We start from the raw sequence: 24,669 nt of genomic DNA, 5'->3' as shown, positions 1-24,669 counted from the left end.
TCCAGCCATGGCGTACCAGTCACTCAAGAAAGTGCTCACGCAACAACTCGCCGACATCCGTGCGGCCGGTCTCTATAAGCAGGAGCGACAACTCCTCAGCCCGCAAGGAACCGATATCCGGGTCGCGCAGGGCCCGGCGCTCAACCTCTGCGCGAACAACTACCTGGGTCTCGCCAACCATCCCGATATCCTAAAGGCGGCCGCCACTGGACTCACCGAACACGGCTACGGCATGGCCTCGGTGCGCTTCATCTGCGGCACCCAGGATCTGCACGTGCAGTTGGAACAGGCGATCAGCACCTTCCTCGGCACTGAAAACACGATCCTCTATAGCTCCTGCTTCGACGCCAACGGGGGCCTGTTTGAGGTGCTGCTGAGTGAAAAGGACGCCGTGATCAGCGACGCGCTGAATCATGCCAGCGTGATCGACGGGATTCGGCTCTGTAAGGCGAAGCGCCTTCGATACGCCCATGCCGACATGGCCGAGCTTGAAACGCAACTACAAGAAACCCGTTCCTGCCGGCTGCGCCTGATCGCGACCGACGGTGTTTTTTCGATGGATGGGGATCTCGCCAAGCTCGATGAGATTGTCGAGCTGGCCAATCGCTACGACGCCATCGTCATGGTGGATGACAGCCACGCGACCGGGGTGCTGGGTCCGAACGGACGCGGGACGCCGGCGCATTTCGGAGTGGTCGATCGAGTTGATATCGTGACGAGCACGCTCGGGAAGAGCCTCGGCGGCGCAGCCGGAGGATTCACCTCGGGACGGGCGGAAATCGTCGAGCTGCTGCGTCAGCGCTCGCGGCCATACCTCTTTTCCAACGCCCTGCCGCCGGTGATTGCCTCAGCCGCGCTGCAAGCGGTGAAGCTGGTCGCACAGGGCGATGCGTTGCGCGCACAACTGCGTGACAATGCCGCTTTTTTCCGCGAGCGATTGACCGCGCTTGGATTCCGGCTCGTCCCGGGCCATCACCCCATCATTCCGGTGATGCTGGGTGACGCCACGCTCGCCACCACCATGGCTGATCGTCTCCTGCAGGAAGGCGTCTACGTCGTCGGATTCAGTTTTCCAGTGGTGCCGAAGGGCCAGGCGCGCATCCGCGTCCAGATGTCTGCCGCGCATACGAGAGCGCAATTGCAACAGGCTATCGGCGCCTTTGAAAAGGTTGGTCGAGAACTCGGAGTGATCTAAGCGCGCGTGCTGCTGAGATCGTTCAAGACAGTCGCTCCCCGTCCTGTTAGAATCCTCCCCGCATGAACGGCACGTTGATGAAGCGACTCCTCGTCAGCACGGCGCTCGCGCTGGCCGTCGGCGCACTGCTGATCACGGCGTACCATCGACAGGTCTTCGCAACGGCGCAGGTACAAAGCACGGACTTTCTCTTTGCCGCCCGGGCCGGCGAACAATCCCGGACCACCGTCATCGTCGGCATCGATCAACGCAGCTACCGCGAACTCCTCCCGACATATGGCCCGCTGGTGAACTGGCCTCGCACGCTCTATGCGCAGGCCCTGGAGGCCCTGCGCGCAGCCGGCGCGCGCACGGTCGTGCTCGATATCTTCTTCGACGCGGCCAAACCGGACGACCCGCATCTCATCGCCGCCATGCAACAGATGGGCAACGTGATTGCGCCGCTTGAAGCGCAAGGACCCAAAGCGCTTCATCCACGACCCGGGGTCGCGCAGGAGTTCGAGGTGTTCGTGTCTCCAGCCGCCGCCATCCGGTCCGCGGCAGTGGCAGAGGGGACGGTCAACGTCACCACGGATCGCGATACCGTGGTCCGCAGTCTACCCCTCTTATTGGAAGCGAATGGGCAGGTGCATCCGGCATTGGCGCTTTCAGCCGTCGCGCGCTATGTCCGGCGGCCGGCCGTGCTCGACACCGACGCCACGGACGAGACCGCCTATGGAGCGGGGCGAGCCATTCCATTGATCGACAACGGCCGCATGCTCATCAACTTCCTCGGGCCTCCATCGAGTCCGGAGCGAGGCGGTGCGTTTACCATTCTTCCTTTCGTGGACCTGCTCAACAAGTCGTTCGAGCCCGACCTCGTACGAGACAAAATCGTGCTGCTGGGGTTGACCATTCGCGGCGTGGACGAGTTTGCCACGCCCACAACGGCGGAAACCAGAATGTGGGGCGTGGAAGTCCAGGCCAACATCGTCGAAACGATTCTCGGCCAACGCTATCTCGCGCCGAGCTCTGCACCGGCGACGAGCCTGCTCGTGTGCGCGGCTGCGTTGATCGGAACCTGGCTCGCGGCGCTGCTCCGCCCCATTCGCGCGGCGATGGGATTGTTGGGATTGCTGTTCCTGTATCTCCTGACCGGCGGGATCCTCTTCGATCAGGGGACGCTCTTGAATCTGATTTATCCGCCCGCCGCGCTGGCACTCGGCTTTGCAGTCAGCCAAGTCTATCGCCTGCTCTTCGAACAAGCGCAGCAACGGACGATGCGGGACGTCATGGCGCGCTACCTCTCGCCTTCCGTCAGTCAGTGGGTGCTGAACCAGCCCGAGCGTCTCACGCTGGGAGGTGAAACCCGCACGATGACCGCCTTCTTCTGCGACCTTCGCGGATTCACGACCCTCTCACAAGCCATGGATCCACAAGCCCTCGTGGCGCTTCTGAACGACTATATGAGCGCCATGACGGAGATCGTGTTCCGGCACGACGGCGTGCTGGACAAATACATCGGCGACGAGATCATGGCGTTTTGGAATGCGCCGATGGATCAGCCAGACCATGCCGCCAGGGCCTGCGCCACGGCTCTTGATATGGTCCAGCGGCTGCACGAACTGCGCACGCAGTGGAAAGAACGGGGCAATCCGCAACTTGACCTGGGTATCGGGATCAACACCGGCCCGATGGTGGTGGGGAATATGGGATCGCGTGACCGGCTCGCATATACCGTCCTCGGAGACGCCGTCAACATTGCGTCCCGCCTGCAAGGCGTCAACAAAGACTATGGAACCAGAGTGCTGGTCAGCGAGGCGACAATGAACGCCGCCGGGGAGTCGTTCACGTATCGGTATCTCGACCGAGTACAAGTGAAAGGACGAACCGAACCGCTGGCGGTGTATGAGGTGGTGTCCTACCGGCATCAGCTCGATCCGAAAACGGGGACGCTGCTGGAGCAGTATGCGAGCGGCATCGAACGGTATCACGCCGGGCAATGGGCGGCGGCGGTCGAACTCTTCGACAGGCTCCTGGCCGAATATCCGGGAGACGGCCCGAGCGCTCTCTACCTGCGCCGCAGCCGGGAGTTTGCCGCAACTCCTCCCCCGCCTGATTGGAACGGGGTCACGATCCTGACAACCAAATAGCCGTGGGCTGCCGTCTTCAGCCCGCTCACTCCCAGGGAGACAGCAAGAGCACGCCCGGCAGGGGGGCATCCATCGGCTGAAAGGGTGTCGCCGTGAGACCGACCACTTTCGCCGTCTTCGGATCGCCCGCCGTCGCGTCATCAAGTTGCGGCAGAATCGTGCTCACCAGCCGCTCTCCTTTTTTGATCGTCCCGGAAAGCCGCTGTTGGGAGACCTGCACGCCCTTGTGCAGCCCTGCAATCGTCACCTCGAACGAGCCGCTGATTTCCCCTTCCACGATCAGGGTGAAGGGCGCCGCGACACCGGCCGGGACTTCGACCACGCGCCCGCCCTGTTCCGTCAGCCCGGTAAACGCGCCGAATACCTGATTCACCTCAATCCGGGGAGAGACAAATCCCGCCAACCGGACTTTGTCTGCCATCAGGGTTAAAGGCAAGACGCCCGACGACGTCGCCACACGCAGCGCGCTGTCATTGGAGAAAAACGGATGCGGGTTAGACGGCTGGCCGGTTTTCACGACGTCCATTTGGCCGGGCTGCAGTTCCGAGATGATGCGGCCGCTCGGGTCGACAAGAAAAAGATTGCCGGCGCGGGTCCAGCAGGTAAAGGTGCCATCGGCCTCCTGCCTGGCGCCGATGAGGCCGTCATGGACCGTGGCTGTCGCGCTGTTGGATTCGAGCGAGAAGCTCGATCCTGAATCCACCAGCTTGGCGACACGAGCCCACACGGTACCCAGATTGACCTTGATCCTGACAGTCGATTGCTTCTTGCTGAGATCGGCCTGCTTGACCGTCGCATCCGAGTCAGGTTGTACGGTCAACGTACTGCCGTCGAGGAAGGTCACCAGCGCCGTGGATTTAGGACCGGTCACCACATGCGTTCCGACGGCCAGGTTCATGCCGTCTTTCGCGGCCCGAGCCGGGCCGCCCTCAGAAGGAACCACTTTCACGTCGCCCGCGATGATATTCAGGGTCGCAGTGGCAGAGGCAACCGGCGGCCCGGCGGCCCCGGAAGAGGTCGCCCCACCGAATAACGCGATCACGATCACCGCCCCGGTCCACAACAGGATGAGCGCTCTTCGCAGGCTCAGATCAGGACGCATAGAGACCTCCTCGTCGATCGATCAGGCGGACGTCAACTCCTCCGGTCGCCAAGCATCCGTCATTATAGTAGGAATAGAACTGAGGACGCCAACGGCAGATCGTTCGAATGGCGGCTGGATCAACCGGGCGCGATCATAACAGTGAGATCCACCGCATCCGTCCCGATTGCCCCGGCTGGCCACGGGCGCTGCCCCCGATGAATGAGCAAGAAGTACGGTCAACCCGATGGTCCCGAAAGGGCAGGCGCGCATTCGCGTGCGAATGCCTGCGCCGTTCACGAAGACTGGTTGATGGGTATTATCTAGTCGGGGTCGACGAAGGAGGCCCAGGTTTCGGGTCGGCATGAGGGGACTGCGTTGCCTCCGTAGAGGGCTTGCTTGATCGGGCGGATTCCGTCACGTGCAGTGACGCGACAGAAGCCGAACTCCACGGGCTCCAGTAGCCCACCGCGACCAGAGAGATGACCGCACCGATCGCCGCCAACGCGATGGTGGCTCCGATCCAACGGGCGTGCTGACGGACCTCCTGCTGCAAACCGAAGAGTACCCGCCTGAACTTCCGGCGCTTTACCATCGGGACCATCGCCGTCGATCGAACCAGCCTGGCACCGAAGGGACCCGAGCCGTTAGCGGCTTCGGTGAGGTTCCAGGAAGCCAACCCGGCCACATTCCCTTCGCCGTCGACCAGCGGAACCTGTCGTACCAGGCTCTGCGCCAGCACGTGCAATACCTGTTCATCGGACGCCTCAGCCGCCGCTGTCACCAACGGCGCGGTCATGATCCGACCGAGCGTCGTCGCCCGGGGGTCAAGGCCATTGGCCACGACCCGGGTCGTCAGATCCCGATCGGTGACGATTCCCACCGGTCGATGATGCCGCACCACGAGCACGACCCCGACCTTCCGCCAATGCATGATGCGCGCAGCATCGTAGACCGACACCTCCGGCGGCGCCGTATGGACGGCGGCGGAAAAGCCCGGGCTCTGACTGAATGCAGGAGTATTCATAAGAGAGATGCCGCCTTGCAGGTTGATTCACAAGGCCCGCATCTCCTTGTCGGAGACCTACAGGGAGAACTGAAGCATACCGGCGCGTAACGCCGACGGGCCGGCCGCCAGCGGCCGGACATGAAGCGGTTCGACGTCGTTCTTTGCGGTTACTCGCGGATCGCCCGGGCACGCTTTTGGAGATAGGCGTTGCGGACGGCGGCGTACAGATCCAGCGTGGCTTCCTCAACCCCCTGGAACTTTTCGAGGTTCAACGAACGGTCATTCACTATTTCAAATACCCGGCCGCCAAGCTGCACGACCGTACTCGTAGTCCGATTCTTATGGGCAATCACCGAGGGCACGCCACGCACTTCAATGATAGGCGCCACCAGCCAGTTGATCGGATTGAGCGCGATGTCTCCCACATAGCCAACCAGATCGCGGAGGTTGAACGGTGGCAGCAGCGGGAGAATCACATACGGCCCTGGCTTCACTCCATAGAACCCGAGGGTCTGGCCGGTGTCTTCTTCAGGTGTCTTCAGATCAAGATGCTGGGCCACGTCAAACAACCCACCGACTCCCGCCGTGGAGTTGACGAGAAACCGGCCAACCTCAATGCCCGCACCCTTCGCTTTCCCCTGAAAAATATTATTGAAGAAACGGGGCGGAAACCGGAGGTTATAAAAAAAGTTGCTGATCCCGATCTGGACCGGATTCGGCATGACAAAGTTGTAGCCCTGCGCCACCGGCTTTAAGACCCAGCGATCGACCTGTCGATTGAATTCGAAGACTTTTGTATTGAGGGGCTCCCACGGATCATATTCCTCGATGCCGTCTTCGCCGGATTTCGCGAAGGGATCGAACAAATCATCGGACGGCTTCTCCGTAGCATCTGAGGCGGGCTTCGAGGCCCCCGATGCAGCCGCGAGCAGCACAGGCGGCGTAGCCGGTTCGAGCAGCGCGGTCGGCGCGCCGGGCCGGCCGGCACAGCCCGGCAGCCATAGCAACGCCAGCAAAATGAGAACGCCAAATCGCATAGCTCTCTGATCGGTCGTTACGTCTTCTATCTTGATCGTCATTCCGTCATGCCTCGTTTCAACTGCCCCGGACCGGGATGCGCGCGCGATGCCCGGCGCACTGTACCAAATGTGGCGACCAATCACCAAATGCATAATTCATGGACGCGCGCACTGGTCGGCTAAGCTGCAATCGCAGTTCGAACGAAATCAGCAAACCGGCGAAAGTACACGCTCCCGCCGACTTGATAAGTATTGTTGTGATCCGCGCCGGCTATCGCATACCACCATTTCGGCGGCTTGGCGGCCTCGAAGACCTGGCGGCCGAACTCGATAGGAATGATCTCGTCCCGATCGCCGTGGATCACGAGCGTGGGAAGGGACAGCTGCGGAAGGCGATCGATGAGATTGAATTCCGCCCCGAGCAGCCAATGCACCGGCATGCCGCCGTAGTGATGTTTTGCGATCGCGGCAATCGACGGGAACGGCGACTCCAAAATCAATCCTGCTGCCGGCTTCTGGGAGACAAGATCGGTCGCGACGGCAGCGCCCAGCGACCGGCCGAACACGATAATCCGCTCCGAGCGAATCTGCCGCACCCGGGTAAGATAGTCGTAGGCGCCGATCGCGTCTTGGTAGAGCCCGTCTTCCGACGGCTTGCCCTGGCTTCGACCATATCCTCGATAGTCGAAGACGAAAATCGACAATCCAAGCCGATAGAGCTCGCGCAGGTTTTCAAGCCGGTGAATGACGCTCCCGGCGTTGCCATGACACCAGAGCAGCACGCCGGCATCCGCGCGTGCTTCGACATACCAGCCGAAAAGCTTGGTGCCGTCCGCCGACTGAAACCACACATCTTCCAGCGGAAGGCCGCTCGCGCCTCTCCAGTCGCGGTCTTCCCATGGTTCAGGACGGTAGACAAAGAATTGGTCGAGGATGCTGATAGGAGCCTCGATCGAACGATATTCGTTCTGTAACTAAAACGACCAGCCGACACCACCCGACACGATCTGAGTCTGAAAGTCGAGCTTCACTTTGGAGTTGCCGGCCCCTTCACTGTCAAAACTATACTTCGTTCCAAAATATTTGTACTCGCCGAATACAAACAGCCGCTTTGTCACGAATGCTTTGATGCCGCCCAAGAACTGATAGGCGAAGGCCATATCGCCGGAAGTTCCCGTGAGCGCCAGATTGCCGTGTTGGATCGACGCATCGTAGAGCACTCCCATCGAGGTGCCTCCGCCGACCCCGATATACGGCTGCACCATCTCGCCCGGATACCGCAGCATGACGTTGTACATCGTATTCACGGCGATCAGGTTCCCTTGCGCCTGAGTAGTCCCTGATCCGGACGTGGTGCGTGGAGCCCGCACGCTGCCCCCAAGACCGAACGCTTCAATTTCTCCGCCAAGAATCTTGTTAGTAAACCACGGATAGGCTTCGAACTTTATGCCGGCGCCGAAAGTGCCGCGGATATCGGTCCGCGGGACACTTGCCCCGCCAACCGTGAGATTGTTGTCCTGCGGGAAAAATCCCATCGCATGGCCGCTCAGATAGAGATCGACCTTACTTTCAATCTTTGGGGGCGGCACAGGATCTCCGGTCTCCTGGGCAAACCCTACCCCGAATCCGGCAGTGAGAGTCCAAGCAATGAGGAGGATACGGACCAGCAGAATCATCATGATTGCGGATCGTTCATTGTGTCTTAGGAGGGGAGACAGAGCGACTCCAAGCATAAAGCGACTGCCCGGTTCGGACGATGTGTGCCCGGCAAATGGACGCAACGCTCTCGTCTGAACGTTACTCCCTATATTAGGAATGCTGTTCCTCCGGGCGGCAACAAGTACCATGCGTCTGAAGCCCGGTCAAGTTGTGAAGAGCCTACGCCTTTGTCGACGAGGTTGGAACATTCATGCACCTCACAACTAGCCATGGCTGAACCGCTTGGGTATACTCCGCGCGACATCTCTTTCACTGAAGGAGTTCTCCCTTGGGTCACTCAATTGCCGGTGAATCAGCTCAAACACTCGTGACCTGTGATGTGCTTGTCGTCGGCGGCGGGCCGGCGGGATCCACAATCTCCGCTCTGTTGGCCGAACAGGGCTGGAATGTGCACATTCTAGAGAAGGATCCCCACCCGCGATTCCACATCGGGGAATCGCTCCTGCCTCAATCACTCCCCATCTTGAAACAATTGGGGGTCCTCGCGGAAGTCGAACAGATCGGCATTATCAAATACGGCGCCGAGATGATTTCGCACCGCTATGGACGATCCCATATGTATTATTTTTCCAAAGCATTCGATGAATCCCAGCCCTACGCGTTCGAAGTCAAGCGCTCCGAGTTCGATGCCATTCTCCTGAAGAACGCGATCAGCAAAGGCGTGACGGTCCACGAAGGAGTCAAAGCCCAGCGCGTCGAATTCCGCTCCGGGCAGAGTTCGCTCGTCCACACAGAGGATCGTGAAGGGCGTCCACAAACCTGGGACGCGAAGTTTGTCGTTGACGCCAGCGGCCGCGACACCTTTCTCTCGAACCAGCTCGGCGGCAAGCGCCGAAGCCAGCAGCACAGCAGCGCGGCGATCTTCGGTCACTTCGAGGGGGTCGGGCGGCTTCCCGATAAGGACGAAGGCAATATCACCGCCGGCTGGTTGAACGACGGCTGGTGCTGGTTGATCCCCTTCAAGGATGGCACCACCAGCGTCGGAGTCGTCTGCCATCCGGACTATATTAAATCGAGAACGGTTCCTCTGGATCAATTTCTCCTGGATACCCTTCGCCAATCCCCTCCGATTGCTCAACGCATGGAAAGGGCCAAGCCCCTGACCCAAACCTATGCCGCTGCGAATTTTTCCTATCGGCGGGACACGATGTCAGGCGACGGCTATCTAATGATCGGCGACGCGTTCGCCTTCATCGACCCGATCTTCTCCAGCGGAGTCCACCTGGCGCTCAATAGCGGCACACGAGGAGCCAAAGTCGTCGACGCCTATCTTCGGAAGTCGCCTGAATATGCCGCGCACCTTCAGGAATTCGAGCGCCTGGTCCGCCGGGGCATCAAGACCTTTTCCTGGTTTATCCATCGATTCAACCAGCCGGCCTTTCAGTCCATGTTTGTTTCAACCAGGCGGCCTCCAAAGATCGAGCGGGCGGTGCTGTCCTTGCTGGCCGGGGATGTGTTCGTTCAATCGCAAGCGCGCATCCCTCTTTTCTGCTTTAAAGTTGTGTACTACATCGTTTTCGTATTGAATTGGAAAGAAAATTGGGCCGTGGCCCGCCGCCGCAAGCAGGGCACGAGAACGACCGTGACCGAAGTCCAAGATTACGCCGTGAACCAGGCCAACGCGCCGAATTAGCGATCGGGACGCCGATATGAGACAGCGCCACGCCCTGCGAACACAGCGAGCGCCCCAGCGGGTACTCGACCCCGACGGCCACCTGCGGGTGGACTATGTCGAGGCCACCGCGCTCTCTCACTGGCTGGCCACTTCCGTCGACACACCGCTGGCCATCGTATCGTTTGGCGCATCGGTGTATCCCGCAGTCTCCTGCCCCGTCATCACGCTGGACCTTCCCCAATTGGACGGCCGCTCACAGCTGGAAGTGTGGACCAGCGACCAACCCGTCACCATTCACCGGACCGACGAGTTCTCCGCCGCCGCGAGCGGTGATATGCTCGCAGGTACCCTTCAACTTGAAGAAGAACCGGATGCGGGGCTGCAGGGCACGACGGAACGGGCGTACCGGCAACTCCTCCATCACGTCCAGGAGTTAGGCTATCCGTATCTCTGGCGCATCTGGAATTATTTCCCGAGGATCAACGAAAACGAACAAGGCCTTGAGCGCTATCGCCAGTTTTGCGTCGGACGCTATCAGGCGCTCGCCGGGACGCTTCAAGGCTTCCCCGGGTCACTTCCGGCCGGAACAGCCGTCGGCACCAGGTCAGGTCCTCTCCAGCTCTATGTGCTTGCGGGCACTCATCCGGCCACCCATCTGGGCAATCCCCGCCAAGTCCATGCCTATGAATACCCGGAACATTACGGTCCCTGCAGCCCGTCGTTTGCGCGCGCCACGCTCCTCCAATCGGATCTTCATACCCAACTATTCATCTCCGGCACGGCCAGCGTGGTGGGACACGAGAGCCGCCACATGGGCCTCCCTGAAAGCCAGACGCGTGAGACCGTCGACAACCTGCGCGCCCTGGTTGCCCATGCCGAGGAACTATCGGGAACAACGCGCCGCCATCAGCCATCACGCGGTCGATATAAGGTCTACGTCCGTCAGCCCGATCATCTCGAAGCCATCCAACAAGCCCTCAGCATTCCGCTGTTCGCGTCGAGCCAGATCGTCTATCTCCAGGGGGATCTCTGCCGCAGGGAACTGCTGGTTGAGATCGAAGGGGTCGTCACCACAGACTGAGTCACGCCATGTCTCCATGCCAATCCTCACAGCCTGACATCCGCGCACTCACCACACCCCGGACAGGTCTGTAATGGGCTGTACGGAACCATCCCGGCGAGCCGCCCTGCCGATCAACGGACAGGAGGCCGGACGGACCGCAAAGCCGGGCAAGCAGTTCTACTTCACCATCGATTGCGACTGGGTCCCCGGTTCGCATGTCGGGCTGGCGGCACTCCTGGACTGTTGCGACCGCTTCCGCATCAAAGCGACGATCTTCTTTGCCGGCCGATTTGCCGAAGCCTATCCGGAGCTCGTCCGCGAATGCCTCCACCGCGGGCACCAGCTCGGCACCCACGGCTGGGCGCACGGGGGGCTGGAAGAGGATGAGGACTTCCGTATCGCGTCCTACGAGCAACAGCGGCAATGGATCCGGCGGGCAACGGATGCCGTGGAGAAAGCGGCCGGCGTCAGGCCGGTCGTGTTCCGGGCGCCGAATCTGTGGATCGGCGAAACCACGCTCCGGGTCCTCGAGGAAGAAGGCTATCACTACGACTCCTCCGTTCCCGCCAGGCGATTCGACATGGGACTCGGCCGTGTCCACTATCTCAAATATTTCAGCGCGCCCAGGGACCCTTACCGCCCGTCACGCAGCAATCTGAATCATCACGGCGACAGCAGCATCGTGGAAATGCCGCCATCGTCTTGTCTGTTTCCGGTCAATCTGGCCACCCTGCGCACGGTCGGCCTCAGCAAGTTCCAGCGCATGATCCGATGGATCGGAGCACGCTCACGCCACCTCGTCTTTTACTGCCACCCCGGCGAATTCGTGCTGGCCACCGAACAAGCTTTTCCCCGCTCCATGTCCAAATGGAATCAGAACCGGATGCGGCCGGAGAACTTGGTTCTGGTGAACCAGTTATTCGATCATATCCTTGAGATCGGATATACGCCGGCCCGCATGACCGATACCGCAACGCGACACCTTGACGTGAGGACCAGTGGGGTAAGAAGAGCAGGAAGATTTCAACCAGAGCAGTTCTAATCAATAGGAGGGGGAGCGATGAAAAGACTGCGATCCGGAGTTGTGGTGGTTTGCTTAGCCATGGTCGTTGCAGTGGGTTGCCGAGGCGGCGGTCAGGTCTATGAGGTCAAAGAAGCTGCCGTACAAACAGCCACGGGGAAAGACGCATCGCAAGACCAGGTCCAGAAAGCGATCATCGAAGCGGGCGTGAAGCTTGGGTGGGTGATGGCCGTAGCCAAGCCGGGAGAGATCGTCGGGACGCTCAACGTGAGAAGCCATACAGCAATCGTGACGATTCCCTTCTCATCGAAGAACTACAGCATTCTGTATAAAGACAGCACCAATCTGAAGTACAACGCCGACAAGCACACCATCCATGAAAACTACACGGGTTGGATTCAGCGGTTGGATAATGAAATCCGGGTACGCTTGACCGCAGTCGGTATGTAAGATCGTTCCGTCCTCTGCCGAGGAAATACGGCAGAGGACGCCTCGACCGAAGTCCTCACCTACGTTCCGTCTTCTGGTCATGAGGCGCCCGCAAGACTCGATCCGGATCCGAAAGCGGCTCGGCCCGCCTCAACACGCGCCACAAGCCACTCGGATTGAAACCGCGTGACAATATTTTCCAGGCCACCATCCGAGTAATACCGGCGATGTCATCCAGCGGACGGAAATGGCTGGGACGAGGTCCCGAGCGGGACAAGACCGTCACTGGCACCGACCGGCAAGAGAATCCTCTTTGGACGGCCTCGATCAAAATCTCACTCTCAAACACGAAACTCCGCGCACGATCGTAGGGAACCGCAACCCCTTGAAGCACCACCGTGGGATAGAGCCGAAACCCTGACTGACTATCCTCGACCGGGAATCCAGCCGCCCATCCGATCCAGAAATCAGCCACTCGATTGGCAAAATACCGCCAGAACCATGCCCTTCGCTGATCCCGCCGCCTGGCACCGAGCAAGAACAGGCTCGAGTCCTGAGCCGCGGCCGCTAGAAACAACGGAATTTCTTCGGGGGCATGCTGCCCGTCGGCATCCAGCGTGATGACGCCGGCCGCTCCCTGCGCGAGAGCGTGCTGAAATCCCTTCCAGAGACTGCCGGCTTTCCCGAGATTCTCTTCGTTGCGTAGAACCGTAACGTCCAGCCCCATAAGAGCCTTATCAGTCCCATCGGTCGAACCGTCATCCACCACAATCACATTGGCGCACTGCTGTCTGGCACGCAGGGCCACATCACGAACCGTCGCCGCTTCGTTGTAGGCCGGAATCACGACCCAGTAGGATTGGGCACTATCGTGTAGCTCAGAATGCTGCTCAGTCACCAAGAGATGTCCTACCATCATTGTGCCTATCACAAGCGTAGTTGCCTAACTGGTCTTGTTGCAGGATGGTCAAAAAGGTCACTGTCTCACCCGCCCAACCCCGGCGCGCCGAGACGCGCCGTTCCGCAGGCAAGGCCGCAGTACGTTGAGGGTCTGAACGACGCGAGAACGAAGCCGGAGGCCTTTTTCAACATCCTGCTTTTCACGCCATGCCTCCGTTGATGCCAATGATCTGGCCGGTGATATACCCCGCCTGTTCGGACGCCAGGAACGAGACGAGCGCCGCGACTTCTTCCGGCGTCCCCACTCGCTTCATCGGCACCATCGCATCGACCTGCTCTGGCTTGAATGACTGTCGCGTCGCCGACGACTCGATCAAGCCGGGCGCGACAACATTGACCGTGATGCCGCGCGACGCGAGTTCGATCGCCAGCGACTTGCTGGCTCCGTGGAGACCGGCCTTGGCCGCCGCATAATTCGTCTGTCCGCGATTCCCGGTTACTCCGGCCAGTGACGAGATCGAGACGATCCGACCCCAACGGGTGCCGACCATCGGCAGCAACAACGGTTGAGTGACGTGGAAGAATCCGTTCAACGACAGATCGACAACCTTCCTCCACTGCGCTTCCGTCATCCCGGCCATCGGAGCATCGTCATGAATGCCTGCGTTATTGACGATCACCTGGATCGGCCCGTCGGCAAGCAGGACCTGCAGCGCCTGTCCTGTGGCGGCACCATCGACAATGTCGAAGGTCGCCACCGTCGCCGCCCCTCCTCCGGCCGTGATCTTCTCTGCCACCTGCTTCGCCGATCCGCTGTGCCGATACGCATGCACGATGACCGCATAACCGTCCGCGGCGAGCCTCTCGCAGATCGCGGCACCGATGTCGCCGCTGCCTCCCGTGACCAATGCGCGCTTCTGTGCCATCATGCCACCGCCTTGATAAAGATCGACGCGCGCCCCTCGATGACGGTTCGATCTCCGAGCGCGACGGTGAACCGATACATATAGCTCTGATCCCCCTCAGCCAGCCGCGCCGCTTCTATAATGAGATCGACCACCGTATCATCGAGCCGATCGACGTCGAAGGTGACGTCCCGGACGCTTCCGACATAGCCGATCCGCCCTTCCGTCTGACGACCACGATCGAGCAGCCCCACATGCACACCCATGGCTTGGGCGGCATACTCCAGTCCGACCGACACCGAGAGGCGACCATGGTGGCGGAGCGGATGGTTCGGGTCCCGGTGCGTGGCCGTCCGGCAGCGGATCGTCGTCTCGTCCCAGGCCTCCACCGTATCGAGCAGGCACATGGACCCGCCATGCGGGAGCAGCCGACCGATCTCGTCTTTCGTCAGTGGCGGCAGGACTTAACCTCTACGATCAGCCGTTGATCGTCCAACAGGTTCAGATTGATCGTGGCGCGGCGCTCCATGGCGAGCGCCTGCAGCACCGGCAACAACCGGGCAGCCGGATTATCGAGCCTGAGCCGTTCGAATTCCTGACTGAACGCGTGGCTCACGTCACGACCGGCGGCGGCCGTCAACGTCACATCGGCGATCGCGAGTGCCTGACTCACTGAAGGCGTGAGCACCAGGGCCGCAGCAAAGGCTGAGGCGATCGGCCGGGCGCCGCTGAGCGGTGCCGGAGCCGGCAGATCGTAGACGACAAAGAGAACGGGGCACTCTTCGACGCAGGCATAAGTAACGGCCTCCAACAGCCCGGCCGCGCAGGAGTCGTCATAACAGGACAAGGCCGTCGAGGACTGCTGGCAACTCGTCGCAATGCCCCAATAGCCCGCCGCCGTATTGTGCACGGACTGATGAAACAGCGTCGGCGAGACCACCCGCTCGGTGGTTGCCAGCGCCCGGCATAGCTTATCCAGCACCTCCATCTCTCCGCCGGAAGACGCAAAGACGGTCGCAACCTCCTGAGGATCGAGCCCGGATTGAGCCATAGCTTCCTGCGCCACCTGCACGGCCCACCGAACACAATCGCTGCTCCGCCGCCGCTCGTTCGCAGGCAGCAGCGAGGCATCCGGGTCCGGCAACGTACGCGGATCAAACGGCCGCTTACCGGCCAACACCTCGCGCCCGGTCACCCAGCCATCGAGGCCTGCCGCAAGCAGTCCTACGCCGAGAATTCCAACCTGCATCACAGCGCTCCCAACACGAGACTGCAGTTATTGCCGCCGAATCCGAAAATATTGCTCACCACACGCCTGATCGGCCGGTCCTCGTTCTCACGGAGAATGCGGCTGCGCAACGTCGGATCGACCCGTTCGCAATTGAGCGTGCCGGGGATGAATCCCTGCTTCAGACACAGAGTCGCGATGACGGCCTCCGTGACTCCTGCCGCCCCTAACGTGTGTCCGGTCCAGCCTTTCGTCGAACTGCAGGCCGGCCCATCACCAAAAATGGAGTACACCGCTTTGTCCTCGACCGAATCGTTGGCTCGAGTCGCCGTTCCATGCAGGTTGATATAGTCGATGTTTGGCGGCTGCAGGCCGGCCCGATCCAGCGACTGGCGAATGGCGCGAATCGCACCGGCGCCTTCCGGATGAGGATGCGACATGTGATACCCGTCGGAGCTTTCGCCGTACCCCAGCAATGCGATGGCTCCCTTCCGGCCCACCCGCTCGCTCGATTCGAGGAGCACATACCCCGCCGCTTCGCCCAGCGAGAGCCCGTCGCGATCTTCGTCGCAGGGCCGGCAGGGGCTCGTCGAGAGCAGTTGCAGAGCGGAAAAACCGTACAATGTCGTGTGGCACAGACTATCCACGCCTCCGACAATGGCCGCATCGCAGAGACCGGCCTGCAAAAAGCGCGCAGCCGTCGCAAACACTTTGGCGCTCGACGAACAGGCCGTCGAGATGACCATGGCCGGCCCCTGCAGACCCACGCAGGCCCGCACGAAATGACCCAACGAAAACATGTTGTGCGTATAGCGATAGCGTGAGGTGTACCAGGGCGGCAACGAACCGGTCAGTGGATCGCGATTCCGGTACGCATGCTCGGTTTCCAGAATACCCGAGGTGCTGGTGCCCATCACCACGGCGATCCGATCGGCACCATACCGCTGTTTCGCTTCTGCCACCGCGACCATAAATCCGTCCTGCTGGAGCCCCAACCAGGCTAGTCGATTGTTCCGGCAATCGAAGGGCTCTAAGTCATGGCCGAGCGAAAACTCTTCAAGCCCCGCGACTCGCCCGATGTAGGTCTTGAGCAGCACATCTTCGAAATCGCACGGCGTCAGCCCCGAACGGCGCCCGCGCAAGGCCTGAGACACGGCGCCCACTCCGCGCCCATTCGCCGTCACGAGCGTGTAGGCCGAGAGCGTCAACGGTGTCATCGGTCGTTTAGGCATTGGGTTGCCCTCGTTCGCCACAACAATCCAGGCCGGCGGTAGCGACCACGTCGATCCTGCAACAAGCATTCGCCGTGACCAGCGTGTAGGCCGAGAGCGTCAACGGTGTCATCGGTCGTTTAGGCCTCGGCATGAGCCCCCTCATCCGCCATCATCCCGGCAAACAGCAGGCAGCAGAACGATCCGATCGCAGCGGTCAGGCCGATCGCGTGCAGCACCGGAATCGCCGAACAGGCCAGCACACCGAACACGAGAATCGTCGTGGCGCTGCAAACCAGTAAACCATACAGGGTGCGTGCGCGCTCCTCGCCCGTGCCCTCCGGCCGGTTGAGAAACAGCGCGTAGTCGAGGCCGAGCCCGATGACGAGCAGAAACGTCGCGACGTGAAAAAGCGAGAGCGATTCGCCCGCCGCGTTCACGAGGGCGACGACCACAACCAGTGCGCTCATCATGGGTAACAGGACCGGCCGCAGCACGCTGATCGACTTCAGCCCGACCGCCAGCACGACGGCAATCACCAGCAGCCCCCAGGCCACGATCGCAAGGGTTCGATCGCGATAGGCCGTCATCAACAGGTTGGACTCCTCCTTGAGATCCACGTAGGCCACTCCAGGAGCGTGCCAGCCTGCCACGATTTCGGCGAGGCGCGCCCTGTCTGCCACTCCCCGTAGCGGCACCACGGCAGACCATTGGCCCTGTTGCTCAATCAACAATGACCCCAGCTTCATTCCCACGGCGGTACTTTTGAATGTGTCGCGGTCGATCATCGGTTGTGTCCGCGCAGCATCGATCGCGTCAAGAAACGGAGTAAAGAGTCCGGGTGCGAACGGCAGCCCCGATAGCGCGGTCTGGAGGTTATGTTCCAGCACGCTCCGCTCAGGAAGAACCTGCTGCCTGGCCTGCTGACTGCGGCGGCTCGGCAGATATGAGGAAACCAGGTCGTAGCCCGCCACCATCTCGCCGGTTCGCAGTTGTTCCAATTGAGATATCACGGCTTCCCCGCGTTGGAGCACATCTTCAGCCGTCGGTCCTTCGATGACGAGCAAATCCCGGACATCCGGCGCGCCCAGGTCCTGACGGAGCTGCTCATCCAGCCGCTTCCTGGCGTCCGACACCGGACTCAGACTCGCAAGATCCGTTTGCCACAGAGGTGTATCAGACCATAACAGCATGAATGTCGCAAGAACGACCGCCCCCGGCACCAGCCACTTGGCCCGGGTGAGCTGTGCCACCGCCGGAACGATCTTTTGCGGCACATCCCGTGGAATAAACGCCGGCGGGACACAGACCGATAGCACATACCGGGTCACCAGCGCCGCCGTGACGAGTCCCACCACCGCAAAGAGGCCCAACTGCGCCAAGGCAGGAAATCCGGACAGGAGCAGGGAGGAAAACCCGATCACCGTGGTAAGTACACCCAGGCGCATCGTCGGCCAGATCGCCCGGATCACAGCCGGCGCGGAGCCTCGCACATTTAAATGGCTGAATAAGTGGATGGGGTAATCGTCGACGATCCCCAGCAGGGTGATGCCAAAACCGAGCGTGATACCGTGAATAAAGCCGAACCAACTATTGACGGCCAACACGCCCGCGACAATGCCGGTCGACAGCGGGATCACGCTCAGCAGGACCAACGTCACCGACCGATAGCTCGCATAGAGAAAGAGCACGACGAGTGTAGACGCAGCGGTTGAGAGCCACCAGATCTCCGCTTCGATGGTCTGCTTGATCTCCACGGCAAACACACCGGGACCGCTCATCACCACACGAAGCGACGCAGAACGGCCCGGCAACGCCTCGAACGTCTTGCGGATGTCCTGCTGAATCGTCGCCTGCGCATCAGCGTCAAACCCTGTCGCTCTCGTTTCCGCGACCAGCAAGGCCTTCGTATGATCCTCCGACATCCAGACACCGCGATGTTTCGCCGGCCCCTCCTGCCCCGCCCAGTCTTTGAGGATCCCCAGAAAAGCTCCCGTCGGATCTCCTGGAATCGTCTCTTTAATCATGGATGCCAGGGGGGAACGGAGGTCGTCAAGCCGTTGTTCCAGCGATTGACGCAAGGATTCCACCGAGAATGCCTCCGGAGTCACCTGCCGACTCAACAGATAGCGAGACCGGAACAGCAGCTCCTGATCCTGTTTCGACAGAGCCTGAGCGCCATTCCCGATGATGTTGAAATGCCCGGTCGCACGAAGTCGCGTACCGAACTCTTGACTGGCCTGAGCCAGATCATCCGGATCTCCACCTTCGATGGCCAGAAGCATCAGCCGGCCTGCCACGCCGGTTCGCACTTGCGTGAGGAGCAACCGTTGGGTCGCCGTCGTGCCTTCCGGCAACAGGTCGGCCAGCTCGCTATGCACGGACACCTGCGTCGCCGCCAGCCACAGTCCGCAGACCATCGCCAGAGTCCAGAGCCCCATCACACCGAACCGCCGGCTCATCGTGTGGATTCCCGCAGCACGGTCATGACCGATCGATCTCCGTCCGGCAAACGAATGGCAATCGTCGCCACCCGGCCCTCCGATCCGGTGAAGAGGATGTAATCCACCATCGACTGGCCGCCCGCCTCGCGAGGGCGCAGCAAGAACGTCCATTGGCGGCGGGTGCCCTCCAGCGTGACGTCATACACTTTCTGCAGCCGAGCCGCGTCGCCGGTAAAACTCGCGCGGAAGGCGTCGACAAAGCTGCGGAGCGCGGGATAGTCTTCGAGCGAGATCGACCGCTTGATCCCTTTCCGTTCGCTCTCAAACAACACCCGGTCTCCGTCAATCACGTACCGCTCGCGAAACGGCTCGGTAATGGCTTTCTCCATCGTCGCCGGCGGAGTGAACCGCAACAGGCCCCGTACCTTCAACGGTTCGGTCAACAATGACGAGTAGGTCGCTTCTTCAAACCGCATGGAGGGCTCGCGCTGCTCCTTGAGGAGCGCCACCAGCCCGTCGATCGTCCACGGCGCAGTGGGGACATCGACCGCCGCCAGAGCCCCGCTGCCGAGCAGGAGCAAGAAAGAGATACCGGTGATGGCTTTACGAAGAGGCCTGCCAAAAATCATAGAAATTAAACCAATTGTCCGGTGCTTCTCGACTGTAATGCGCCAGCCGCTCCGCATATGTCTGCGTCCAGCGCCGCACATCCTCTTGCCGATCGTCCGCATGCAGCCGAAGGGACTCACTCAATAATTCTAAATGAATGTCGTACCGGTTGCCTCCCCGGTAGAGTCCGAAAAACAGCACGACCGGCGCGCGGACGACATGCGCCAACCGCACGGATCCGGTCGGAAACGCCGCGGTCTCGCCGAGAAATTCACAGCGCACCGATTGATCCTCCGCCATCAGCCGATCGCCCATGATGCCGACCACGCCGCCGCGGGCCAGGCATTCTTGAACTTGCAGCATCGTATCCACCCCGCCGACTTGAATCACCGTCTCGGCGACAGCGGGATTCAATTCCTGTATCAAGGCTCGGATCAAGGGGGCATTCTGCTCGTCCATCAGCACTTTGACGGCTATCTGCTCCCGCGACAGCCCGACCGCCCTTACAATCTCGAAACTGCCAAGATGCGACCCCAGCAAGAGACAGCCGCGCCCCTGCGCCAACACCCCATCCAACACTTCAAGCCCATGAACGCGGATATCGAACAGATCAAACCGGCCCCGCAAACAATACACCCGGTCCAGAAGCGTCGAGGCAAACGAGTGATAGTGACGAAAAAGCGCCGGCCAGCTTGGGGCACGGCCCTGGAGATGCTCATAATACCGGCGAAGGGCCCGGTTCGCCTGCTGCGAGCCGCAGAGATAGTAGAGACAAATTGGATAGAGCAGCGCGCGGGCGAGCGGCCTCCCCAACGACTGCGCTACCCAGGCCATGAGACGTATTGCGACCGGACTGCCGCGCTCCGCTTGCTGTTTCCAGGCGACCGTCATGGCTTTCTCGCCAGCCCGGCGGCCGGGAGTTGAACGCGCATCGAGCCGGCGGCCACGATCCGTTGATCAACTCGGCAGGTAAAGACCGCCATGTCAGTCTCGTCCTGTTCGATCTCGATGGTCAGTGGCTGGCCCGGCAAGAGCGGAGAGGAGAGCTTCACCGAAGGCAGGCCGGTGACGACCAGCGCCTGCCCCGCTTGAAGACGTAGCGTCTCGATGACTTCGTCCAAGATCACCACGCCGGGTACGACCGGATGGCCGGGGAAGTGGCCGGGCAGAGCCGGATGATCCCGGCTGATCGAGACGACACGTTCATGCTTCATGCGGCAACCCTCTCGCATATTGCTTGGCGAACAGCAACAAGGCCTCGCGCGGCAATTTGCCCGTCCCGTTGCGGGGCAGTTGCGGCACGAGCAGGAGCGGACGGGGAAGAAACACGGGATCGATCTGCCGGCGCAACGCCTGCTGAATCTCTTCTACGGTTTTCCCCGGTGCCACCACACAGGCGATCAGTCTGGTCACCAGATCGGCCCCCTCTTCGGGCAGGAAAAAGACTCCGTCTTGCACTCCCTCGATCTCCAGCAGTTTCTGGTTCAGATCGCCGAGCGAGACGCGATGGCCGGCGATATTGATCTGATCGGCTTCCCGGCCATGCACCACGAACTGCCCTTCCGCATCGACGGTGATGCGGTCCGGCACCCGGACCGGAACCGGCAGATAGTCGGCCTGCACTGTCCACACCGCCTGGTCCTGTGCGAGGCGCACCCCGTCCAACGGTCGCCAGCGATCACCCTCGATCGTTCGCCGTTCCGCCACGCTGCCCGCCTCGGCAAAACCGAATATTTCATGCACGTGGGTGTGAAAATGCCGTTCGGCTTCTTGCGCCAGACTTCGGGACAACGGCGCGGTTGCAGAGAGGATCAATCCAAGAGGCGGCATGCGCAGGCCTTCGGTCACACAGGCACGGAGATGCAACGGCGTCGTCACGAGAATGCGCGTCCCCGCCACCCCGGCCAAGGCGTCACGAATGTCGGCAGGAAAGAGCGGTCGCCCCGCATGCATGACCAACCCCTGCATGATTGGCAACATCACCGAAGCTTCCAGCCCGAACATATGCTGATGCGGCACGGTCGCCACCACCGATGCTGGCTCGCCGACCTTTAGGCCAAGCCTGGCTCCCGTCGCCTGGGCGACCGCCGTCAAGGCCCCCCAGGTTTTTTGGTTCGGCATCGGTTGGCCGGTGCTGCCTGAGGTAAACGCGATGGCCGCGACTTGATTGAGCGGGATATGCGGGATCCGCTTCGGCCATCCGGCGAGGCTTCCGTGCCGCTGCAGGACCACGGACTCAATCCCCTCGACCGGTTCATCCTGATTGGTCAGACAATAACTCTCACGATAGTCGCCGGCGATCCGGCGCAATGTCTGAGACGCCCGGCTCTGGGGCAGCAACGTCACCTGCCCCCGCAGCATCGCCGCCGCGAAGCCGACCAGAAACTCATACCGGCTGGACAAGAGATTCAAGACCGCCGGACGATCAGGCAGAGAATCGGCAAGGCGGGTGACATCGGATAAGAACTGCCGGGCGGTGCGTGGGCCATCGCCCTCCCACGCCAACACGTCTTCCGGATTGTAGGGGCCAATCAGTGGAGCGTCGTGCATGGCACCACATGATTCACTTCGTACGGTTTTTCTCGATCGCGCCGGCCAGCGCCCGCAGGGAGGAAAAGATCGCTTTGATCTCCGGATCGCTCGATTTGAGTTGATAGCCGTATGTTTGGGAAATGGCGAGCGAGAGTTCCAAGGCATCGATGGAGTCGAGCCCGAGTCCGTCCCCGAACAGCGCCTGCGTCGGATCAATCGTGGCGGGATCGACCTTCAACTTGAGCGTCTGAACGATCAAGCCAGCCAGGTCCCGCTCCAAAGGCGAGGCGAATGAATCTGTCATGTGGGCTTCTCGACTTTCACCGCCCGGTAGTCCCGCAGGAGTCCGTTGAAGAGTTCATGCAACGAGCAATCGGCAAACCCGATTTCTTTCAATGCCTCCAGAATCGTCTCCGACGGCACACAATACTCCGTGGTGTCCCACCAGTATTCCATCAGTGTTTTCATATCACGATTGCCGGTCGACGCAGCAAACACCATCCCCATCACCGTCTTAATATAGAACCGCGACAGCGACAGGAAAAGGGGCGACCGCGGGCGACAGATGTCCAGGAGCAGCACGATCCCTCCAGGCTTCAAGACCCGGCGATATTCTGAAAACGCGGTCTTGAGATCGGAAACGTGGCGGAGGGCGTATCCCATGCTCAGAAAGTCGAACGTCCGATCGGGAAACGGCAACTGCTCGCCGATGCCCCGTACAAAATTCTGACAAGGCCCCTTCTGCGCTTCCCGCAACATGCCGATGCTGGGATCGAGCCCGACGACCGAACCGGACAGGCCGACGATTTCGCGCGCGCATTGCGAGACCAACCCCGGCCCGCAGGCGACATCCAGCACCTGCATACCGGGCTTGAGTCCGGCTTCACGCAACGCCTTGGCCCGATACCACATGCCGGATCCGAATCCGGTCGCTTTATCGATATTGCGGTACTGGTAGGCCGTGCGATCGAACAGCTCGTTCAAGAACACTTGCCGTTCGTCGCCTTCGGCATAATAGCGGCGCAACGGAGGATGCGGTGCCACCGGCACCATCGGGACCTGGGCCTCGGAGCGGTCGCCGGCTGGATCTGTGGAATAACTCACGATAGGCCTCCTGAAACGCCTGACGGCCACTCTTGTAGCAGGACTGTTTCGGACGGGCAAGTGGGCGATGCGCTATCGGCTCCTGATCCAACAGATCAGGAATGGCGGCTCAGATATTGGATTCCTTACACGCACAAAGGTTCGGCCATCAGACAGTCTGACATCCCACACCCTCCGTCGGCAATCCATGCCGTCAAGCCCAGTCGTGCGCTTGGCATCACCCAGCTGATAAACGGATCCTCTTCGAGGATGCGCATCGTGCCTGACTTCGGAGCGCGACGACTTAGAAGCGCAGCCCGATGCCAAACACGGCATACTGAGAGCGAAAGTCCAGCGCGAGTTGCTTCCAATGATAGGTGGCCGAGAAGTATTTGTACTCGCTGAACAGAAACACCTGCTCACTCAGATTGCCTTGCACCCCGCCGAAAAATTGAGAGCCGAATGTCCAGGAACCTTCAAGATCCGGGTCCGACCGACCCGGTATGTTGGCATGGGTAAGTACTCCGTTCGAAAGACCGCCCCCGAGGCCAATGTAGGGCACTACCGTCTTCCCGGGGTAGCGAAGAATCAGATTCACCATCGAATTAAAGACCCAGAGGTTCGTACTGGCTAAGGATCCCGCGCGTATCGGGGAAGAAAAGGTGATCTCGTTCCCGTGACCGGAGGACTCCAGTTCGATCCCGATGCTCTTGCCCAAATTGCGTGGAAACACCGCGACCTTGATGCCGGCTCCAGCCCCGTTGGTAATTCTGGTGTCAGATGGGTTGCTCCCTTGGGCAAAGAGGCCCTGATTTGAAGGAAATGCACCCAGAGTGTACAGGCTAAGGGCAACGTCCCCGGTCTCAGCGGCTGAAACCAGGCCGACTCGCGTGAATACCATCAGGAGGGCAAGGGACAAAGGAAGGATAATTGCAAACGCCTGGGAGAGAAACCAGGCGTCGAGGATACCTCTCGCTCCATTGAGCCAGCAGCGCTGGCAAAAATAAAAGGGCCTCTGGGACTTGCGCCCCAAAGGCCCTTTCGATTGCGGATAGTCGAGGATCAGCTACCCTTGACGATCGTGCAATAGTCACCAACAATGCCGAGGATCTGGTGGGCCGTGTGATCGACCGAGGCCACCGTGGAGATGCCGCCGGCTGCTTTCGCCGCCGCGACGCTCGCATCACCGGTCGCAACCCATCCGAGGATTGAGGTCGCGCAGGCCTTGCCCTCTTTCGTTGCCGCAGTCGCCGTCGTCGCCACATCACCGTACTTCACATCGGTGAAGATCCAGCCCGCCGCCGGAGTCGCAACGATCTGACAACCAGTCAAGCTCAGACCAGCCGCAACAATCAATCCAAGGGACAACACGTGATACGCATGCTTCATGATTCCTCCTCGTTTAATAAATTAGTGAGTTGTGAGTAAGTTGTGTGATTGACCCACCCGACCTTTCAGTAGGAATCACTTGGCG

Annotated in this window: 25 protein-coding genes; 6 read left to right on the top strand and 19 right to left on the bottom strand. The window is 60.7% G+C overall.

Annotated features, from left to right (window positions below):
• Positions 1 to 7 precede the first annotated feature (7 nt).
• Both Q7U39_11925 and Q7U39_11920 read left to right on the top strand, forming a co-directional pair.
• Complete coding sequence (locus Q7U39_11925) at positions 8 to 1,195, top strand: glycine C-acetyltransferase (GenBank protein ID MDO9118659.1); 1,188 nt, start codon at positions 8 to 10, stop codon at positions 1,193 to 1,195.
• A 62-nt stretch (positions 1,196 to 1,257) separates the two neighbouring features.
• Positions 1,258 to 3,327, top strand: a complete 2,070-nt coding sequence (locus tag Q7U39_11920) for an adenylate/guanylate cyclase domain-containing protein (protein ID MDO9118658.1) — start codon at positions 1,258 to 1,260, stop codon at positions 3,325 to 3,327.
• A gap of 25 nt (positions 3,328 to 3,352) precedes the next feature.
• On the opposite strand, the gene Q7U39_11915 is transcribed toward Q7U39_11920, so the two are convergent.
• From Q7U39_11915 to Q7U39_11895, 5 genes are all read right to left on the bottom strand, one after another.
• Positions 3,353 to 4,429 carry a FecR domain-containing protein gene (locus Q7U39_11915; GenBank protein ID MDO9118657.1) on the bottom strand — a complete coding sequence of 359 codons (1,077 nt, stop codon included), beginning with the start codon at positions 4,427 to 4,429 and terminating at the stop codon, positions 3,353 to 3,355.
• A gap of 298 nt (positions 4,430 to 4,727) precedes the next feature.
• Entirely contained in the window at positions 4,728 to 5,435 is a 708-nt protein-coding gene (locus Q7U39_11910; protein ID MDO9118656.1) for a CBS domain-containing protein, read from the bottom strand.
• 149 nt (positions 5,436 to 5,584) lie between these two features.
• Complete coding sequence (locus Q7U39_11905) at positions 5,585 to 6,496, bottom strand: VacJ family lipoprotein (GenBank protein MDO9118655.1); 912 nt, start codon at positions 6,494 to 6,496, stop codon at positions 5,585 to 5,587.
• A gap of 119 nt (positions 6,497 to 6,615) precedes the next feature.
• On the bottom strand, positions 6,616 to 7,287 hold the full coding sequence (locus tag Q7U39_11900; protein ID MDO9118654.1) for an alpha/beta hydrolase: 672 nt from the start codon (positions 7,285 to 7,287) through the stop codon (positions 6,616 to 6,618).
• A 123-nt stretch (positions 7,288 to 7,410) separates the two neighbouring features.
• Entirely contained in the window at positions 7,411 to 8,115 is a 705-nt protein-coding gene (locus tag Q7U39_11895) for a hypothetical protein (protein MDO9118653.1), read from the bottom strand.
• A gap of 308 nt (positions 8,116 to 8,423) precedes the next feature.
• On the opposite strand from Q7U39_11895, the gene Q7U39_11890 reads away from it, so the two are divergent.
• The 4 genes from Q7U39_11890 (at position 8,424) to Q7U39_11875 (ending at position 12,304) form a co-directional block, all read left to right on the top strand.
• Entirely contained in the window at positions 8,424 to 9,788 is a 1,365-nt protein-coding gene (locus Q7U39_11890) for an NAD(P)/FAD-dependent oxidoreductase (GenBank protein ID MDO9118652.1), read from the top strand.
• A gap of 16 nt (positions 9,789 to 9,804) precedes the next feature.
• Positions 9,805 to 10,851 (top strand): hypothetical protein, encoded by a 1,047-nt coding sequence (locus Q7U39_11885; GenBank protein MDO9118651.1) that lies wholly within the window; start codon positions 9,805 to 9,807, stop codon positions 10,849 to 10,851.
• Between the two features lie 73 nt (positions 10,852 to 10,924).
• Positions 10,925 to 11,875 carry a polysaccharide deacetylase family protein gene (locus Q7U39_11880; protein MDO9118650.1) on the top strand — a complete coding sequence of 317 codons (951 nt, stop codon included), beginning with the start codon at positions 10,925 to 10,927 and terminating at the stop codon, positions 11,873 to 11,875.
• Positions 11,876 to 11,893: 18 nt separating this feature from the next.
• Positions 11,894 to 12,304 carry a hypothetical protein gene (locus Q7U39_11875; GenBank protein MDO9118649.1) on the top strand — a complete coding sequence of 137 codons (411 nt, stop codon included), beginning with the start codon at positions 11,894 to 11,896 and terminating at the stop codon, positions 12,302 to 12,304.
• A 55-nt stretch (positions 12,305 to 12,359) separates the two neighbouring features.
• Here the strand turns inward: Q7U39_11875 and Q7U39_11870 are convergent, their stop codons facing one another.
• The 14 genes from Q7U39_11870 to Q7U39_11805 all read right to left on the bottom strand — a co-directional run bounded on the left by Q7U39_11870 (position 12,360) and on the right by Q7U39_11805 (position 24,584).
• Positions 12,360 to 13,181 (bottom strand): glycosyltransferase family 2 protein, encoded by an 822-nt coding sequence (locus Q7U39_11870; protein MDO9118648.1) that lies wholly within the window; start codon positions 13,179 to 13,181, stop codon positions 12,360 to 12,362.
• A 202-nt stretch (positions 13,182 to 13,383) separates the two neighbouring features.
• The gene (fabG, locus tag Q7U39_11865) at positions 13,384 to 14,112 is read right to left on the bottom strand and encodes a 3-oxoacyl-ACP reductase FabG (GenBank protein MDO9118647.1); all 729 of its coding nucleotides are present in this window, start codon (positions 14,110 to 14,112) and stop codon (positions 13,384 to 13,386) included.
• Positions 14,109 to 14,495: a hypothetical protein gene (locus Q7U39_11860; protein ID MDO9118646.1), complete on the bottom strand. Its 387-nt coding sequence runs from the start codon at positions 14,493 to 14,495 to the stop codon at positions 14,109 to 14,111. The genes fabG and Q7U39_11860 overlap by 4 nt, the downstream gene beginning before the upstream one ends.
• A gap of 41 nt (positions 14,496 to 14,536) precedes the next feature.
• Positions 14,537 to 15,337 (bottom strand): beta-ketoacyl synthase chain length factor, encoded by an 801-nt coding sequence (locus Q7U39_11855; protein MDO9118645.1) that lies wholly within the window; start codon positions 15,335 to 15,337, stop codon positions 14,537 to 14,539.
• On the bottom strand, positions 15,337 to 16,548 hold the full coding sequence (locus tag Q7U39_11850; GenBank protein MDO9118644.1) for a beta-ketoacyl-[acyl-carrier-protein] synthase family protein: 1,212 nt from the start codon (positions 16,546 to 16,548) through the stop codon (positions 15,337 to 15,339). The genes Q7U39_11855 and Q7U39_11850 overlap by 1 nt, the downstream gene beginning before the upstream one ends.
• A 119-nt stretch (positions 16,549 to 16,667) precedes the next feature.
• The gene (locus Q7U39_11845; protein MDO9118643.1) at positions 16,668 to 18,989 is read right to left on the bottom strand and encodes an MMPL family transporter; all 2,322 of its coding nucleotides are present in this window, start codon (positions 18,987 to 18,989) and stop codon (positions 16,668 to 16,670) included.
• Positions 18,986 to 19,600 carry a LolA-related protein gene (locus Q7U39_11840; GenBank protein ID MDO9118642.1) on the bottom strand — a complete coding sequence of 205 codons (615 nt, stop codon included), beginning with the start codon at positions 19,598 to 19,600 and terminating at the stop codon, positions 18,986 to 18,988. The genes Q7U39_11845 and Q7U39_11840 overlap by 4 nt, the downstream gene beginning before the upstream one ends.
• Positions 19,575 to 20,471: a hypothetical protein gene (locus Q7U39_11835; protein MDO9118641.1), complete on the bottom strand. Its 897-nt coding sequence runs from the start codon at positions 20,469 to 20,471 to the stop codon at positions 19,575 to 19,577. Before Q7U39_11835 ends, Q7U39_11840 begins: the two co-directional genes overlap by 26 nt.
• Positions 20,468 to 20,794 carry a hypothetical protein gene (locus Q7U39_11830; GenBank protein ID MDO9118640.1) on the bottom strand — a complete coding sequence of 109 codons (327 nt, stop codon included), beginning with the start codon at positions 20,792 to 20,794 and terminating at the stop codon, positions 20,468 to 20,470. The genes Q7U39_11835 and Q7U39_11830 overlap by 4 nt, the downstream gene beginning before the upstream one ends.
• A complete protein-coding gene (locus Q7U39_11825) occupies positions 20,784 to 22,130 on the bottom strand; it encodes an AMP-binding protein (protein ID MDO9118639.1) in 1,347 nt (448 codons plus the stop codon). The genes Q7U39_11830 and Q7U39_11825 overlap by 11 nt, the downstream gene beginning before the upstream one ends.
• 13 nt (positions 22,131 to 22,143) lie before the next feature.
• Positions 22,144 to 22,416 (bottom strand): phosphopantetheine-binding protein, encoded by a 273-nt coding sequence (locus tag Q7U39_11820; protein ID MDO9118638.1) that lies wholly within the window; start codon positions 22,414 to 22,416, stop codon positions 22,144 to 22,146.
• Complete coding sequence (locus tag Q7U39_11815; protein MDO9118637.1) at positions 22,413 to 23,216, bottom strand: class I SAM-dependent methyltransferase; 804 nt, start codon at positions 23,214 to 23,216, stop codon at positions 22,413 to 22,415. The genes Q7U39_11820 and Q7U39_11815 overlap by 4 nt, the downstream gene beginning before the upstream one ends.
• A gap of 283 nt (positions 23,217 to 23,499) precedes the next feature.
• Positions 23,500 to 24,096, bottom strand: a complete 597-nt coding sequence (locus Q7U39_11810; protein ID MDO9118636.1) for an outer membrane beta-barrel protein — start codon at positions 24,094 to 24,096, stop codon at positions 23,500 to 23,502.
• A gap of 161 nt (positions 24,097 to 24,257) precedes the next feature.
• On the bottom strand, positions 24,258 to 24,584 hold the full coding sequence (locus tag Q7U39_11805) for a TRL domain-containing protein (protein ID MDO9118635.1): 327 nt from the start codon (positions 24,582 to 24,584) through the stop codon (positions 24,258 to 24,260).
• Positions 24,585 to 24,669: the final 85 nt, after the last annotated feature.

Origin of the sequence: Nitrospira sp., assembly GCA_030653545.1 — a bacterium.
GTDB lineage: Bacteria > Nitrospirota > Nitrospiria > Nitrospirales > Nitrospiraceae > Nitrospira_D.
The sequence above is the reverse complement of the archived record's forward strand: the minus strand, read 5'-3'. Positions and strand labels throughout refer to the sequence as shown.